Origin of the sequence: Bacillus sp. RAR_M1_44 (genome assembly GCF_020165935.1) — a bacterium.
GTDB lineage: Bacteria > Bacillota > Bacilli > Bacillales > Bacillaceae > Bacillus > Bacillus altitudinis.
On sequence record NZ_JAIUKX010000001.1, the window covers coordinates 647,931 to 664,380 of the forward strand.

The window sequence follows — 16,450 nt, forward strand, 5'->3', positions numbered from 1 at the left end:
GAAGAATATTGTGAGATTTCATTGCGTTTGTTTTTTCCTTCAGCATGCCTTTCTAAAGCGTTTTCCTATGAATTTGTGATAGAATGAGAGCATCTAATAGAAGGAGGGCAATACATGGCTAACATCAGAGGTTATATCGGAACGTATACAAAGGGAGACAGTAAAGGAATCTATTCTTTTACTTTAAATACGGACAAGCAGCAGATTGAACAAGTAGAAGTGGCTGCAGAACTTGAAAATCCTACATATTTAACTGTCTCAGATTCTCAAAAGTTTGTGTATGCTGTTGTGAAAGAAGGGGCACAGGGCGGTCTTGCTGCGTATCAAATTGATGCCGACACCGGCGCACTTCGTTTCATCAACCAAGAGCTTGCCGATGGGGCTTCTCCTTGTCACGTCAGCGTGGACAGCCAAACGAAAACGGCGTTTACAGCAAACTATCATAAAGGAACAGCAGAGATGTATGAAATTGATGCTGAAAACGGCTCAGTGATCCGCACACTGTCACAGGCGCAGCATGAAGGCACTGGACCAAACGAAGACCGTCAAGAAAAACCGCACACCCACTTTATGGGTTTGACGCCTGATGAACAATTTGCGGTGGCTGTTGACCTTGGCACAGACGGTATTTATACGTATAAGAAAGAAAACGGCAAACTTGAGCTTGCCCATACATTTGAAACAAAACCAGGCAGCGGCCCTCGTCATATCACATTCCACCCAACGAAACCTGTGGCATATGTCATGACAGAGCTCAGCTCAGAGGTCATTGTACTTCGTTATTTTGAAGATGGTCATTTCGAAGAGATCCAAACGATCGCAACCATTCCTAATGACTTCACAGAGAATAATCAAGGCAGCGCCATTCATGTGTCTTCTGACGGTCAATTTGTGTATGCAGGAAATCGTGGACATGACAGCATTGCCATTTTCAAAGCAGATCATGACGGCAAACTAAGCCTCGTTGAAATTGCTTCATCTGAAGGAAATTGGCCTAGAGACTTTGTCCTTGATCCAACAGAAGAATTTCTCGTTGGTTCAAACCAAGAATCTAGCAATCTTGTGTTATACAAACGTGACAAAGAAACCGGTCGACTCACTGTCTTACAATCAGACATCACCGTTCCGCATCCGGTTTGCGTGAAATTTTTAGGGTAATGAAAAAAGCCTCCGTTTAGGAGGCATTAGATTGTTGACAAAGGGCTAAAATGAACTTTATTTTAGCCCTTTGTCTTTTTTTCAGCGTAGTTGAAAACCCTTGAAGTCTAGGAAGAACGAGCACCGAAGCGCAGGACCGACAAAGAATGCGAGGGTTTGTCTACACGCTGAAGCCTCCGTTTAGGAGGCTTTTCTTTAAGCAGACGGCATACCGCCATCTTCAAGCTTTTGATCAATGAAAGACGTATCGCTTTTTTCACCGAACCATTTTCCCAGCCTGTCTTTCGCTTTTCCTTTGACATCGTCATCAATGTACATTGCCACTTGAAGCAGAGCAAATGTGATGGCGCCTAGATCATCTGTGTAGCCGATCCCCACCAATGTATCAGGGATCAGATCAATCGGAAGGATAAAGTACCCTAGCGCCCCAATGATGAGGGTTTTCGCTTTAACCGGTACTTCGGGTTTTTGCAATGTATAATAAAGTAATAACACAGCATAGACAAGAGAAACTCCAGCTTTTTGTGCCGTCTTTTTTAACTTTTTCCAAAAGGCATGATCATTAAAATGCTTCTTTGAACGCTTTAATAGTTCTTTTTTCTCAGAACGATTCATCGTATCGCCTCCATATTCAGCATAGCCCTTCCACCTTATTTATACAAGAAATCCACTCATTCGACAAACAAAAAGCAGCAGAAAGCTGCTGCGTTCTACTGCTCTTTGTAAAATTTTTCGATCGCCTTATCGATGTATACCCATCCTTTATACGACACATGAATCGTATCCTTAAAGAAATATGGGTCATACTCATGAGAAGTCAAATCTGCGACTTCATACCCATTATCTCGAATTTGACGATTGATTTTTTGATAATAATCTGTACGTCCCTCTTTCGGAAAACCAGTGTAATCATACCATTTTCCGTTGACGGGAATCGTCACAAATAAAGGCTTCGCCCCTGCCTGTTTTAAAATATCCAGCATGATCTGGAAATCTTTATATTCAGGTGATTCTGCATAAGAATTGTCGCGACGAGAATCCTTCATCTTTTTCATGATCGGCTTCAGCTTGCGATCAAACAGTCTCTGATCAATATAAAACGGGTTGTCCCCTGCTTTTTCAGATCCTAGGACGCTCGCTTCTTTTTCAAGCTCAGTCCATGTTTTCCCTTTCACTGAAGGAGACGGACGAAGCTTGCGCTCATGCCCAGACCCGATCGTATAGTACATGTCTTTCTTTTGAAGCATGCCATAATACATTTTTGCAATAGGAGAAATCGCGCCATAGGCGAATTTGTTCCCAGAAAGCTCTGCTTTAAAAAGCTCTGTGATGACCATGTCGTTCTTTACTGCCTTAAACTTCATGATTCTTTTGATGAGCTCTTTTTTAACAGCTGGATCAATTTCTTTATTATAAGCGAGATCAAGCGCCTGAAGCGCTGAATAGTTAGGAGCAAAGTGATTCTCGTCTGATCCCCATTTGACAAACCACTGCGGGGACACGATAAACACAAGCTTTTTCCCTTTTAATTCATCCATATGCGCTGCAAAGTTCATGGCATGAATTAATGATTGCGATCCACCTTTTCCAACAAGATAAGGTGTAAACCCTTGAGGATTTTCATGAAAGAAATTCGAAGGGTGATATGGATCAAAACGTGATAGTTCAGAAGATCCATAGATCGGCAAATAAGTTGGATCTTTTAGCATTTCATCTTGTAAATAAAGCCCTTGGAACATCCCTGGATCTAATTCTGTGGCTGACTTTTGTAATTTGTCTTTTGGGATCAGATGTGAGAGCCATGCATTTGGTACAAGAAGAACACCAATGAATAGAACAGCCGCTAAAATAAGCGGCCCAAAAAAACGCTTTTTCATTACTTCATCTCTGCCAGCTGCTCAGCAATGTGATTCGGTGTATCCCACACATCACGATCAAATTCTGTAATCGGAACAGTAATTCCAAGTTGACTTTCAATTGCCATAAGTAGTTCTACTGTACCAAATGAATCTAGAAGACCTTCGTCAAAAATTGCAATCTCTGGATTTTCTTTCACAACGTCGTCCTGACAAACCTCTGCAATAATACCGTATACTTGATTTTTAAATTCCATAATTTTCTACTCCCTTAATCATTAATGATGAAATGGTTTTCCTGAAAAAATATAAAATCCGAAACAAATCACATGGAATGTAATAATGATCGACACAACCATTGTGACCTTATTATCCGGCCACCACTTGTGCTTTTTATTCCACTTCTCAAATAAATTGTAACCGGACATCACAACTGCATGGTATAGTCCGTAAATAATATATTGAAGGGCGAGACCATGCCAAGCACCCATCAATAGAAAGAGGACAAAGTACCCAATATTTGATACAGCCATCCGGTTCTTGATCCACTTCTTCTTTGTCATAAAGAACACAAATCTCATAAACACATAATCTCTGAACCAAAAGGATAGCGACATGTGCCAGCGATTCCAGAAGTCTTTAATATTACGGCTGATAAACGGTTTATTAAAGTTTTCTGGTGATTTAATGCCCATGATATAACTCACACCTACAGCAAATGCTGTATATCCAGCAAAGTCAAAGAACAAATACATACTGTACGCATACATATACGTTAACTGTTGAACAAAGTGACTGCTGCTAATGTGATGAATATTCATGAGAATATATGTGTGAATGAGATAACCAATAATGAACTTATATAAGAAGCCAATAAAAATTTTATGAATCCCTGCATATAGAAGGTCACTGTACGCTTCTTTTTCAGGCGGTGTATCCATATCCTTTTCAAACCGGCGATAACGATCGATTGGACCGGATGAAATCGTCGGGAAAAAGACGATGAAATAAACCAAACGGTGAATCGGGATTTTCTTTTTAATCAAGCCGTCTCTTGTCTCGATAATTAACTGAACACCTTTAAATGTTAAGTACGAGATCCCCAAAAAGCTCAGCCAGTTCATTGGCGGCGGTTGATGCGGCTGATGAGTTAAAAAGAACGGTAAAACCTTTGATAGCACAAGCGGCAAAATAGATGCCACCACTGCCATATAGAAGACAGACGCCTTGTTCGCCTTCAACCGGTACGCAAGGTATAGGCGGATGATCAAGACTTGCCATACTGTAAACAAGAACAGCAGCAAAGCGCCATGTGCATCCTTTGAGAAAATAAGCGCGAGTGCCACAACCGTTGCAAACATGTTGTAGCCCTGCATTCTTTTGCCGCGAAGACCAAGAATCATCGTCGGCAAAAGAAGAATACCAATTAGAATGAAGAAAAAGAATGAACTAAACGGAATCATAGAAGAACCTCTTTCGCGATTCTTTTACGGTCAACCTTCCCGTTTGGCGTCATGTACAGCTGCTCAAGATAAACAAACTTTCTTGGAATCATGTACGCAGGCAGTGAATCCGCCATTTCTTTCTTAATCGCACTTGTCAGCTGATATTCTTTTTCAAAGGAATGCTCAGTTGGGACAATGGCTGCAATTAAGTACTCCACATGCCCGTTTGGCTGGAATGGCACAATCACACAAGCATTGACATACGTTGTCTCGCTCACATGATATTCAATTTCTTCAAGCTCCATCCGGTATCCATGTAGCTTAATTTGGTAGTCCAGACGACCGTGGCACGTAATCAAACCATCCTGCGCCACACCTGCGTCACCTGTGCGGTAAGCAGGGCGTCCTTCGTATTCAAAGAACACTTTATCCGTTAAGGCTTGTTCACCTAAGTAGCCTCTCGTGACGCTTGGCCCCACGATGACAATTTCCCCTTTTTCCCCATCAGGGAGTGTCTTGCCTTCTTCATCTAAAATGACGATATCTGTATCCGGTTTGGCATAACCCACTGGTAAAGAATCGTGCTGATCAAGAATCTCCTGCGTGACTTCAATCGATGTAATCGCAACAGTTGCTTCAGTTGGACCATACGTATTAAAGACCTGCGCCTTAGGAAAACGCTCAAGAAGCGCACTTGCTACAGAGACAGGAAGTGCCTCACCGCAGAACAAGAAAACTTTCAACTCTAGTAAAAGCTCTCCTGTAAAGGAAGGGTCCATTAAGCACATTTGCACAAAGGATGGTGTTGATGTCCACACTTCAACGTCAGATTGACCAAGTGCTGCAAACATATCCTTTGGCTTATTGACAAGATCTTTTACTAAACAGTAAAGCGTGCCGCCTGATTGAAGCGCTGGATAGAGATCCATCACTGATAAGTCAAAAGAAAATGGTGCTTGATTTAAGAATGTGCGTCCCTCACCAATTGGGAAGTCGCGGCACATCCACTCTGTAAAGCTTTCTAAATTATTGGCTGTTACCTGAACGCCTTTCGGTTTTCCGGTACTGCCAGACGTATAAATAATGTAGAAAACATCATCTTGTTGAACCCACTGCGTGGATGGCGGTGCTTCTTTTTCAAGTGCTAAAAGCGATGCCGCACTCTTCACTTCAATGTGTTCTTCTACATCTGGTATAGCCTGCTCATTTGCACAAATCAATAGACTGGCTTTTGAGCTTTCAATGATTGAGACGATGCGCTCGACAGGTATTGAGATATCGACCGGAATATAGGGTCTGCCTGATTTCACAGTACCTAAGAAAGAAATCAGCATCTCTGGCTCCATATGACCGTAGACAATGACAGGTTCACTGCCAGCTGCGACTGCATCGATCGCACCAGCCATTTGGTCTGATAGACGCCAAAGCTCATCATATGTGATCGAAGCATGTTGAGAAACAAATGCTGGCTGTGTCGGTTTCGTTTGTTGGTATTCATGAATCGTGTGTAATAGTTTCATAGTTTAATCTCCAATTAAAAATCGTTGTAAATGAATGATCCCGTATTTGCTGTATGGAATCCGTAAATAAAGAACAATAATAGCAAAATAAGTAAGTAAAAGCTTGTATATCCTATCCATTTTACAGACTTATTTTCTGATAGCTTTTTGAATAACATATTGATAACCTCTTTTCTTTTGACACTTATAAAGACGCATGGATCATCAAAAGAGTTTCATATCAAAACATAAAAATTTTAAGAATTGATGAAAAAAAGATGTCCAAAGTATGAACGTGTCTTCAGGCAAAGCTGTCTTATTGTAACAAAGATTTAATGTAATTGAAATGAAATAGAAGCTTAAATTTGCCTTAAAATTGGTGAAAGCTGTCGAACAAACGCAAAAGCCACCTAGTTAGACTAGATGGCTTTGATGTTATTTACTTTTTATATTTATTCACTTCGAACATGAGAATGTTGTTGAATACCACATAGTCCTTTTTACTTTCAAAAGGACCTTTGTTGTTGTCATGCTCGTCAATTTCATAAAACCCAGGACCTTCGCCGGCATCTCGCTTTTTGCCAGGATGGAAAGGTCAAATTACTTCAGCAGTGTGTTGACCAATCTAGTATTTAGAGCTTTAGCACTCACTACTTTTTTCCTATTCATTACATTTTTTTATATTGTTAAAATAAACATACTTATTTGAGAAGGGAGTGAACCTTTCTGGGTAAAATACTTGATGCAAAAGCACTAACCAGTGCCATGGATACAAGGGCAAAACACTATCAGGCACTCCGCGAACAAATGATAGATTTAAAAAAAGCACTTCAAGGTGTTGCCAATCTCGGTGACGACTTCACTGGAAAAGGTGCCGATAACATTAAAAGCTTCTACAAAGAACTCGCCGGAAATGTGGACATGTTCATCAGCTTCATTGATAAACAAAAAGCCTTTCATGAAGGTGTTTCTGGGACACTTGATGATACAAACTTTGGCGGCGATACCTTCGTAGAAGAACACTTTTTAGAGAATGCTGTCCATATGGGTATAAAAAATGCTAAAAGCATTGTAAAAGATCAAAAAAAGGCACTCAAAACGATTTTTCAAGATATTGATGACCTCATTTCACTGGAGGTATTTGATAGCCAAACCTTTGATGAAAAGATCGAAGATGCGGAAGATGAACGAAAAAAGACAGTAAAAGATTTAATAGAGCTTGATCAAAATCTAAAAGATGAATATGCTTTGTCAGAGACGGAGCAGCAGGCTACAATGGCATTGTACGCAGAAATGATGAATGCGACAAATGACGGAAAATCCATTTCGCCTATGAATTTTGACAAGAAAGCGTATCAAAATAGCGAAATCTACAAGGCAAAAAGCGATATTGAGAAGCAAACTTCTGAATATCTAAAAATCAAAAAAGATCAAGGAGAAGCCCGCAAGATCGCAAAGGAACAAGAAGCGCTCGCCAACCGTCCGTGGTATGAAAAAGCTCTTGATTACGGAGGAAATATCGTCAATGAACTGACAGGCGTGAACGATGCAAAACGTGCCGCAACAGGTGTCGATCCAATCACAGGAGAAGAACTCACCGCAGGACAGCGAGTCGCCTCAGGCGGCATGGCAGCAGCAGGCTACATTCCGATTGTCGGCTGGGCAGGCCGGATTTTCAAAGGCGGAAAAGCCGTCTATAAAACGACTCAAGCCACGTCAGCCGCAGTCAGAGCAGTCGACATTTACAAGACATCACAGAAGTCTTTCGATGCGTTGAAAACATCACAAAAAGGCTTATATGGACTCACCGCAACTAACGGCTTCAGCGAAGCGATTACGGGTCGAGACATGTTTGGAAATAAGATCTCAAAAGAACAGCAGGAAGCGAGTATGAATGCGGCGCTGGGGATGCTTTTGCCCTTTGGGCTAAATGGTGTAAGTAATAAATTAAAAACTAAAGCAACACTAGACGTACAGAAAAACTTAAATAAAAACCATCATGAATCTAGAAAAGCTAGTTTAAAAGAAATTAAACGCCAATTAAATATACCAAGAACACAGAATCCTGAAAGTCAAAAGATGGTGCCCTTAACAGATAAGAATGGAAAACGAATATTAAATGAAAAAAACCAACCCATCCTTACGAGAGAACTTACGTATGATGTTAATGGTAAAAAGATTGTTATTCAGGATCATTCAAATGGTCACGATTTTGGAGAAGGAGGCGTCGGAAACCAACCTTCACACCACAATGTAAGACCTGAAAACAACACACGCAATGGTAAAGTTGAAGGTGTAGAAGACCATTATTATTTTGAAAGAAGAAACAATAAATAACCCAAACGAGGAGTTTCCAAATGATTAGAGAAGAAAAGTTTATGAACCCACAAGCGATGACTCAAATTTTTGGGGAGATCCCACAATTTAAAAATGCAGAGATCATGAATATTGATTTAAACAGAGATGGTCCTACCCTATTTATAAGACTAATGACAAAGGACTCCGTGAAGAATAAACCTAAACGTTGGGGGAATTTTGATGTTGTCTACGTTGAATTATCATTCATTGGTGTAACAGATTTAAAAATTAATCATTTAGGAAATAATAATATAATTGATCATTTTGAGATTAGCACAACAGAGAATGAAGGATTTCTAAAAATAAATTGTAAGAATCAAATGCAAATCGAAACCATATTTGATTGGGCAAGGGTTGAACAAATTTCTCCGGGGCTAATTGGTTCTTAAGATAACTTTCGTTTTCATAAACACCAAATATTTAATCGACTCTTAGAGAGCCTCTCTTTATTAAGGGAGGCCCTTCTTAAATCCATTTCCATTAACCAATACACTCTAATAACATTCATAAGATGCATTTTTGATTATCAACATCTTCTAATAATTAATTTAAATTCTGTTGTAAAACTTCTTTTAACAATTCAATACAACTTTCTTCAATGAGGTCATTCGTTCCTAGTTCACCACGGAAGGCTTTCGATAAAAGCGATTTTTTTAAAAGCTCTATACTTTTTTCAAGGGATAAATATTGACTTGCTTCATATTCTTTATCTAGTAAACTCTTTATTTTATGCATTATAACATCATGTTCTTTTAGCGATGGAACTGGAACTAAAACTTCATTTAAAATTTTTAAATTTATGTTTTTTTGTGCGGTTGCAGGAGCGTAATGTTCTAAATCATTTTTAATTGTGCTTATATAGTAATGGACAAATTCTGAAGACACAATCTCCTTAAACGGAACAAAACCGACAACACTATCTGGAAAGCAACAAGGGAACTTCAAAATAGCTGTATCTGCGATATTAGCTGCAATTGTAATACATACAGTACCTATAGGAAATAATTTACTCTGGTTATAACCAAACTCACTTAATGTTTGAGAGAAATCCTCTACATAGTCACTCGATCTAGCTATATCACCAGTTTGAATAAACGGATAATCCCCTCCAAATAACTTAGGATCATTTCTAGGTCTATGTTTAGATTTTCCTCTTTGTAATTCTCCTATTTCACCAAGTTTCTTCCATTCCCAACCATGAGGTAGTTTAAAAGGACCTATATTACCAGATTGTTCTATAGGCTCTAACTTATCACACTGATTTTCTTCTCTCCACTTTCTAGTTAAATCCCCACGAAATGCCTTATCCAAAATAGCCGCCCGACGAAGTTCAAACGTTTTCTTCGCTTCCTCAATCAACTGCTTTGCTTCATCAACTTTACTTAAAAGACGCTCTACTTTTTCAGCAATTCGTTTTTGTTCATTTAAAGGAGGGAAAACATAAGGAATCAAAGACATTTTTCCTTTATTAATTATTGAAACTGTTGTGGCAGAAGAGCGATTCCAAAGCTCATTTTGATAAGTTCCATTTAAAATTTGATAATAATTAAACTTTGGATCAATCATTTTCTTATTAGGAACAAGTGAATTTATTTGTTGATTAGTTGTACATTCAACAGTGTTAAATCCAGCCTTTCCAATAGAACCAATACAACATACCATCGTAGATTCTTTTGGTATAATTCTAGAAACATCTTTGCCCTCTTCAGTCAAATATTCAGAAGCATGAATAACCTCACTACCTTGTTCTAAATCTGCTGGCTTCACAAATGGAAAGTCACCACCATAATACTCACTTTTTTTCTTAGCTGGGGTAGAACCTGTGACTATGTCATTTGTTGTTTGAGTTCTTACCCAAATCCAGTTCTCAGGTACTAGAAATGGCTGCTCATCTTCTGGTACTAATACTCCTTCTAATAATTCCTCAATGGCCTGTTTTTTCTTAATCATTTTACGACCACCTCGTCACTTTCAACCGCCCGCAACTCTTCCACTACCTCATTTAATAACCCCATAGCCTGCTGAAGTTTCGCAATCGCCTCTTCTGCCGATTCAATTGGATCTGGTAAGTTCTCATAGGAAGATAATGATTCATCTGCAATCAATCCGATATCTAAAATGTCACCTTTTTTTGCAATTTCTTCTCGAGTAAACACATTCCAACGCTCATCTTCCACTTTTGAGCGGTCTTCTGCTACATATGCTTTCATGAAGTGTTCAAAGTGTGCCATTGTTAGCTGATTCCGTTTTCCGAATGACGTCATATTGGTGCGGAGATCATATACCCAAACATTCTTTGTATTATCTTGGTCTGTTGTTCCTCTTGTGAAAAATAAGACGTTTGTTTTCACACCTTGGGCATAGAAAATCCCCGTTGGTAAGCGTAAGATTGTATGCAGATTGCATTTATTCATTAAATCGCGTCGAATCTGTGCACCAACCCCGCTTTCAAACAAGACATTATCAGGTAATACAACTGCTGCCCTTGCATGACCATCGTCTTTTAAAGCGTTATAAATTAACTGTAGAAAATTAAGCTGTTTATTGGAAGTTTCAAACGTCAGGTCATCACGGGAGACACTCTCTCCACCTTTTTTCGTCCCAAATGGTGGATTGGTTAAAATGACATCAAAGTTTTTCATCCATTTTCCATTATTAGATAATGAATCCCCTTGTTCCAACCGCCCTTCGATATCATGAAGTAATGCATTCATTAGAGCAAGACGATGGGTCCCCGTGACGAGTTCCATGCCAGTAAACGCTTCTTTCTTTTGGAAAACGCCCAGTTGTGGATCTAAATCATAATAGTTATCTGTCTTATTTTTCAGATACTGGTCTGCCGCAATCATAAAACCAAATGTACCAGCTGCAGGGTCATTGCATCTTTCTCCAGGTTTAGGGTCAATCAGCTGCACCATTACATCAATTAATACACGCGGTGTAAAGTATTGACCAGCACCTGATTTTGTCTCGCTTGCGTTTTTTTCTAACAAGCCTTCATATAAATTACCTAAACCTTCTTCTTTTGCGTTGTACCAATCAAGGCCATCAATGGTCTTCAGAATTTTCTCTAGATTCTTTGGTTCTGTAATACTTGTAGCAGCATCCGTGTAAATCTGACGCAATTGAGCATTCTCGCTATTACCCAACTTAATTAAAAGATGTTGATAAAATGTTTTGAGTTCTACCCCTTCTTTTTCTAGCAAATCATCCCATCTATATCCTTCGGGTATTACATTTTCTGTTTGCTGTTCTTTCATCATTTTTAAAAATAAAATATAAGTTAACTCCGTGACATATTGTTGATATGTAATACCGTCATCACGAAGCACATTACATAAATTCCATAATTTTCGAACGATATCTTGGTTATTCATCTTTTTTCCTCCTGGAAATCTTCTATCTATTAAATCAAATTTGATGATTTTTAGTTGAAAGCGAACCTTTTCATTATAACCCAAAAAAGTGCCTCAATGAAGAGGCACCGTCGTTAGCTGATATAAAGGTTCTCATTGATCGTATTGACAATATGATCAATATGATCACCGAACTCACGTTTCAGTAATTTGTAGCCACCAGACGTTCTAAAAGGTTCTTCCGAGAATGCCTCTTCTGCGGTAGGCGCAAGAACAGGCACTTGAAGTAATTGCTTTTCTATTCTCTCTAACCACTTCTTTTGCCTTGGTGTCCAATCATGCAGTGAATACACTTTGTGCATTGCCTGTTTAATACGTGCTTCATGGTCAACTAGTGCTTCACCTAATGCAGCTTGACGGATAAAACTAATAATATCTGCTGCAATGTCCTCATTTTTTGTCTGTTTCCAAGCGGTTTGTAAATGAGATTGCTTAAAGCCTTTTGTTTCTAAAATCGTCATAAGTTCTCGTAAATCTTGTCTTGTTAGATTTTTTGGTCGTGTACAGATCAGATGCAAAGCGGGAATTTCATTGATATTTTCTTGGATAAATCGAACAAAACCATCCAGATAATCTTCTGGTCGCTTGTTCCCTTCACCATACCCACGAATGACGTCTGTTACTTCATCTTCCTTATCAGATATATAACGTTTTTCACGTGTTACTTGGTACGTTTCCATGTATTCAAATAGAATATTATGTTGTGTGGCTTCTTGCGGTGAGTATGTTTGAATTTCTTTCACCCATTCATCCACATGTTTTCCATTTGATAATTCTTCAAACTTCCCCATGCCTTCTTCGTCAAATCTTTGTTTGCGACGCTGGATTTTTGCTACTAATTGATCACGATAAAACGAAGCTTCCTCATCAGTCGTCGCATTAACAAGAGAATCATACAACTCACCAATACGAAAGTTTTGTTTCTTCACAACTGGTTTCATTTCTGTATAATGTTGCAACTTGTCATATATTCCAACGGCATCGTAGATGTTAAAGTGTGTTTTCCCAATCTCTGGGCAGAGACGAGTCGCACGGCCAAGCATTTGATCATAGAGAATACGAGATTGTATTCTTCTTAAAAACACCAAATTTGTGATCGGCGGCACGTCAATACCTGTTGTGAGTAGATCAACTGTAACAACGACATTAGGTAGTCGCTCATTTTTAAACCGTGTAATGGCATCTAATGGCTTGTAGATATATCCAGTAATTTTCATAATGGCATCATCTTCAATTTCATCGCCACGTTCTTTAAAGGCTTCTTTTAACAAGCGAACAACAAGATCTGCGTGTTGATCAGTAGCTGCAAAGATGAGCGTTTTTTCTTTACCTGCAGGATCAATATAATCAACTAATTTATTTAAAACTGCACGGTTAAACGGTTCTGTAATGACTTTTTTATTAAACTGCTCCACTTCAAAGTGCACAGTATCTTCTAACTTTTCTAGTTGAATCTCCCCTTTATCAACATCATACACTTCTACTTCCTCATCTTTTTCAAAGGTGATGCCCACTTGTGAAAGTTCTGTTTTAAACAAATAAGGGGGCTCATGGTCCACTAGATATCCGTCCAACACTGCTTCGCTATATGAATATTTAAAAATTGGCATACCGAAAATGTCTGTTGTATGTAGAGCAGGTGTTGCGGTAAGCCCTAAACATGCCGCATCAAAATAATCGATAACGCGCCGATATTGACTAATATAATCATTCTGATCACGGAATTCCAATTCTTCCTCTGTCATTTCTCTATCACTTGTATATCCTCGATGCGCCTCATCTACAATGATGAAATCATATTGCCCTACGCTTGGAAGTTTTTCGCTATCGTTATAAAAAAGTCTGCGAACCATTCCCTGCACGGTTGCAATCTGCACCTTCGTTTCAACTTCCGGTGTGAGATCGCCTAATGACTTCACATCATATATATCAGCAAACGAGTAACCTTCAATTTTCGTATCTTTCAGTGAATCCTCTGTTTGTTTACCGAGTGAATTACGATCGACAAGAAAAAGAATGCGGCGACACTTTTTAGACTTAATTAAGCGATACATAAGCGCAATAGCGGTACGAGTTTTTCCAGTTCCTGTAGCCATTGCAATAAGCATTCTTCTGTTTCCTTCTTTTAACGACTTTTCTGCAGCCAGAACCGCATTCTGCTGATAGTGACGCAATCCAAACTTCGTTATATCATCTTCTTCTAGACGCTTATCCGCATCCTTATCATCTTGGCTAAGAAGAAGCTGTAAATCTTCTGGTGAATGCCACCCTTCAAGCGGACGTGCATGTTCAAATGGTTTGCGTGAATCCCAGAACCAAATACCCGATTCCTCTTGAAGCTGTCTTAAATAAGGGCGACCATTTGTTGCATATAAGAATGGGACTTGATAATCACCAGTTGTTGGTGTAATCTGTTCATCTTCTACTTGCATGACATTTTTCGCGTACACTTTTGTTTGACTATCTAATGCCCCAGGAATCGTTTTCTTTTCTGCTTTTGCTTCAATGAAACCAACAAGCTTGAGTCCAATAAACAATGCATAATCAACCCAGCCGCCATCGACCTTCCACTCAGCAATGGCCATATGTTTGTTTTTCTCTGGTAGCGTCCTGTTTTTTTTATAGTTTAGTAAATTCGTGTCTACTTCCCATCCAGCAGCACGTAACTTCTGATCAATGATGATACGTGTTTCATCTTCAGTCAGCTGCTGCCTACGCATGAAGTTTTTGGACGCTTTTCTACGTTTCATTTTCTCATCTGCTTGCTCTAATTCAGCTTGATGGCGAATTGTCTCTAATTCCTCTTCAAGCTGCCTCACTTTCACTTCATACTCTTGTTGGAGCTGTCGTGTATCTATTCCTGTTTGTTTATTTGGCTCTATGTACTCTGGAGCTTGAAAATTCCAATCACCGTATACCTCCATAAACCAAGTCGACAAACGAAAAGCCAAATGCAATAAAGATTTCGCTTCTTCTGTTTTTTGATAACCTGCTTCATGCATGGCCACATTCCCTTTGCGACGAAGCGTTTCAACGATATCTATTAACTCTGGTTCAAGTATTCCTTCTCGACGTAATATATTGATGCGCTCAACTTGTTTCGTGCCATATGCTTCCTTAATATTTTCAGCGGCTAGAATAAATTTTGTTAATGTTTCGGCAAATAACCGTAGTTTCATTACTGTTGTATGTGGGTCATGATATACATTTTTCTCAGCTGTTTCTCCTAAATTGGAAAGTACTGCCCACTTCCCTTGAAAAAATGAAAAATTGCTATTCATCATTATCACCGTTTCCCAAAAGGTTTTATATGTTTATTATACTATATTTATACAAAAATTAGGTAGTCTTAATCCACAACTGACAAAGTTAAGTTAATTAACGTTTATTTAACAAATTTCATATCATTCTTTTTGTGCTTTAAACTTTTTATCGGCAAAAAGAATATTGTTTCAAATAGCCAGCAAGATTTGCCGACAGAAAAAACGATCTGTTATCGCAAGTCTTCAACACTTTATCCTCTTTACTAGACCTCGCTACTAATACTCTATAATCAGAGAACAATAAAAACCCATGTTTTCATGGGTTTCTCATCAGTCCACTAATAAAAAGTCTGTCACAAGGCAAGCAGGTTCTCCGTTTTGATCTAGCCCCCAAAAGCTGGGGTACATTCCGTCACCGAAGCCTGTTGTAAACATAGCCTCTTAAAATAGCTTATTATTTCTGTGCTCTTGGGTTAATAACGTTTTATGATTAGTTGCAAATATTTTTTGTTTATTTTCTCTTCTTAGACTTTTTTGCTTTTTTATTTACTGAAGCATTCAAGTTTTTCTCTAAAAGATAGCTATAAAAAAGTTTTTCTAATAATTTATAGTTTTTGTTCGAACTTAAAATTTTTTGGGCATAATGTATACCAGTATACAAAAAAGCTCCGACAACCATTACTTGAATCCCAAGTATCAACCATAAACCTAGAACTTGATTGAACTCTTCATCTTTTAGAGATGGTTCTTCAACAGCAGTATTTATAATAAGAGTAAACCAACTCGCGATCATCGAAACTAGAATAGAAGGAATAGAAATTTTCAAAAATGTTGTTATAGAAGCTTCTCTTCTATCTTTATTTATTTCTTTTAGTTGAGGCAATATATATTTTTCAATTTGAGTTGTTGAAAAATTATGTTTATTCAGCTTTTCGTTAAAAGCTGAATAAATAACATTTTTTTTTAACTCATCAAAAGTCTTAAAGCCTGACAATTCAGAAAAATAATTCAAACCTTTTATTATACAGTATATAGCTATAAATAATAGTAGCAAGAAAACAATCACAACTGCAATCAAGAATACTTTTCCATGTGAAAATTTATTTAAGAGGAAAATAAATAATATAAATACAATTAAACATGAGACTATTTTTAATATACATTCCACAAAAATCTTGGTCTTTTTTTGCGCCTTCATTTCCGATTCTTCTTTCACTTCATTTAAAAAAGGAGAATCTATTAATAAGTATTTCATTGTATTCACTTTTCTCACTTCTTGTTTAAGTTCAAATAAAATATCATCTACATCAATCAAAATTTCATCACCTCTATTTCTATTACGAAAAAAACAAATAAAAGTTTCATCTAATTTAATATAAGAATGACTATCCTAGGGATAAAACAAATCTTTAAGAACTCTCTAAATCAATATTTTAATTATATTCATAGGAAAGA

The 16,450-nt window shown here is 38.1% G+C and carries 14 protein-coding genes and 1 pseudogene; 3 read left to right on the forward strand and 12 right to left on the reverse strand.

Annotated elements, in window-relative coordinates:
* Positions 1-114: 114 nt before the first annotated feature.
* The gene (locus LCD34_RS03455; protein WP_008342861.1) at positions 115-1,158 is read left to right on the forward strand and encodes a lactonase family protein; all 1,044 of its coding nucleotides are present in this window, start codon (positions 115-117) and stop codon (positions 1,156-1,158) included.
* A gap of 195 nt (positions 1,159-1,353) precedes the next feature.
* Here LCD34_RS03455 and LCD34_RS03460 read toward each other — a convergent pair whose 3' ends face one another.
* The 7 genes and pseudogenes from LCD34_RS03460 to LCD34_RS03490 all read right to left on the reverse strand — a co-directional run.
* Positions 1,354-1,773, reverse strand: a complete 420-nt coding sequence (locus tag LCD34_RS03460) for a YkvA family protein (RefSeq protein WP_058213892.1) — start codon at positions 1,771-1,773, stop codon at positions 1,354-1,356.
* A gap of 95 nt (positions 1,774-1,868) precedes the next feature.
* Positions 1,869-3,035, reverse strand: a complete 1,167-nt coding sequence (gene dltD, locus LCD34_RS03465; protein WP_017358151.1) for a D-alanyl-lipoteichoic acid biosynthesis protein DltD — start codon at positions 3,033-3,035, stop codon at positions 1,869-1,871.
* Entirely contained in the window at positions 3,035-3,271 is a 237-nt protein-coding gene (dltC, locus tag LCD34_RS03470; protein ID WP_003216498.1) for a D-alanine--poly(phosphoribitol) ligase subunit 2, read from the reverse strand. Before dltC ends, dltD begins: the two co-directional genes overlap by 1 nt.
* Before the next feature lie 21 nt (positions 3,272-3,292).
* Positions 3,293-4,477: a D-alanyl-lipoteichoic acid biosynthesis protein DltB gene (dltB, locus tag LCD34_RS03475; RefSeq protein ID WP_224558515.1), complete on the reverse strand. Its 1,185-nt coding sequence runs from the start codon at positions 4,475-4,477 to the stop codon at positions 3,293-3,295.
* Positions 4,474-5,979 (reverse strand): D-alanine--poly(phosphoribitol) ligase subunit DltA, encoded by a 1,506-nt coding sequence (gene dltA, locus LCD34_RS03480; RefSeq protein WP_224558516.1) that lies wholly within the window; start codon positions 5,977-5,979, stop codon positions 4,474-4,476. Before dltA ends, dltB begins: the two co-directional genes overlap by 4 nt.
* Before the next feature lie 14 nt (positions 5,980-5,993).
* Positions 5,994-6,143, reverse strand: coding sequence for a teichoic acid D-Ala incorporation-associated protein DltX (locus LCD34_RS03485; protein ID WP_024427820.1), 150 nt, complete (start codon positions 6,141-6,143; stop codon positions 5,994-5,996).
* A 254-nt stretch (positions 6,144-6,397) separates the two neighbouring features.
* A pseudogene (locus tag LCD34_RS03490) lies at positions 6,398-6,538 on the reverse strand (DUF1668 domain-containing protein); the annotation flags it as partial.
* A gap of 185 nt (positions 6,539-6,723) precedes the next feature.
* Here LCD34_RS03490 and LCD34_RS03495 point away from each other — a divergent pair.
* Together LCD34_RS03495 and LCD34_RS03500 are read left to right on the forward strand one after the other, a co-directional pair.
* Positions 6,724-8,295 (forward strand): T7SS effector LXG polymorphic toxin, encoded by a 1,572-nt coding sequence (locus LCD34_RS03495; RefSeq protein ID WP_411910424.1) that lies wholly within the window; start codon positions 6,724-6,726, stop codon positions 8,293-8,295.
* Between the two features lie 20 nt (positions 8,296-8,315).
* Positions 8,316-8,705: an immunity 50 family protein gene (locus LCD34_RS03500; protein ID WP_224558517.1), complete on the forward strand. Its 390-nt coding sequence runs from the start codon at positions 8,316-8,318 to the stop codon at positions 8,703-8,705.
* Between the two features lie 154 nt (positions 8,706-8,859).
* Here the strand turns inward: LCD34_RS03500 and LCD34_RS03505 are convergent, their stop codons facing one another.
* The 5 genes from LCD34_RS03505 to LCD34_RS03525 all read right to left on the reverse strand — a co-directional run bounded on the left by LCD34_RS03505 (position 8,860) and on the right by LCD34_RS03525 (position 16,310).
* Entirely contained in the window at positions 8,860-10,266 is a 1,407-nt protein-coding gene (locus LCD34_RS03505) for a restriction endonuclease subunit S (RefSeq protein WP_224558518.1), read from the reverse strand.
* On the reverse strand, positions 10,263-11,693 hold the full coding sequence (locus LCD34_RS03510; protein WP_224559329.1) for an N-6 DNA methylase: 1,431 nt from the start codon (positions 11,691-11,693) through the stop codon (positions 10,263-10,265). The genes LCD34_RS03505 and LCD34_RS03510 overlap by 4 nt, the downstream gene beginning before the upstream one ends.
* A 113-nt stretch (positions 11,694-11,806) precedes the next feature.
* Positions 11,807-15,013, reverse strand: coding sequence for a type I restriction-modification system endonuclease (hsdR, locus tag LCD34_RS03515; protein WP_224559341.1), 3,207 nt, complete (start codon positions 15,011-15,013; stop codon positions 11,807-11,809).
* 312 nt (positions 15,014-15,325) lie between these two features.
* Positions 15,326-15,430 carry a DUF4241 domain-containing protein gene (locus LCD34_RS03520; RefSeq protein WP_224558519.1) on the reverse strand — a complete coding sequence of 35 codons (105 nt, stop codon included), beginning with the start codon at positions 15,428-15,430 and terminating at the stop codon, positions 15,326-15,328.
* Positions 15,431-15,506: 76 nt separating this feature from the next.
* Positions 15,507-16,310, reverse strand: coding sequence for a hypothetical protein (locus LCD34_RS03525; RefSeq protein WP_224558520.1), 804 nt, complete (start codon positions 16,308-16,310; stop codon positions 15,507-15,509).
* Between the last annotated feature and the right edge of the window lie 140 nt (positions 16,311-16,450).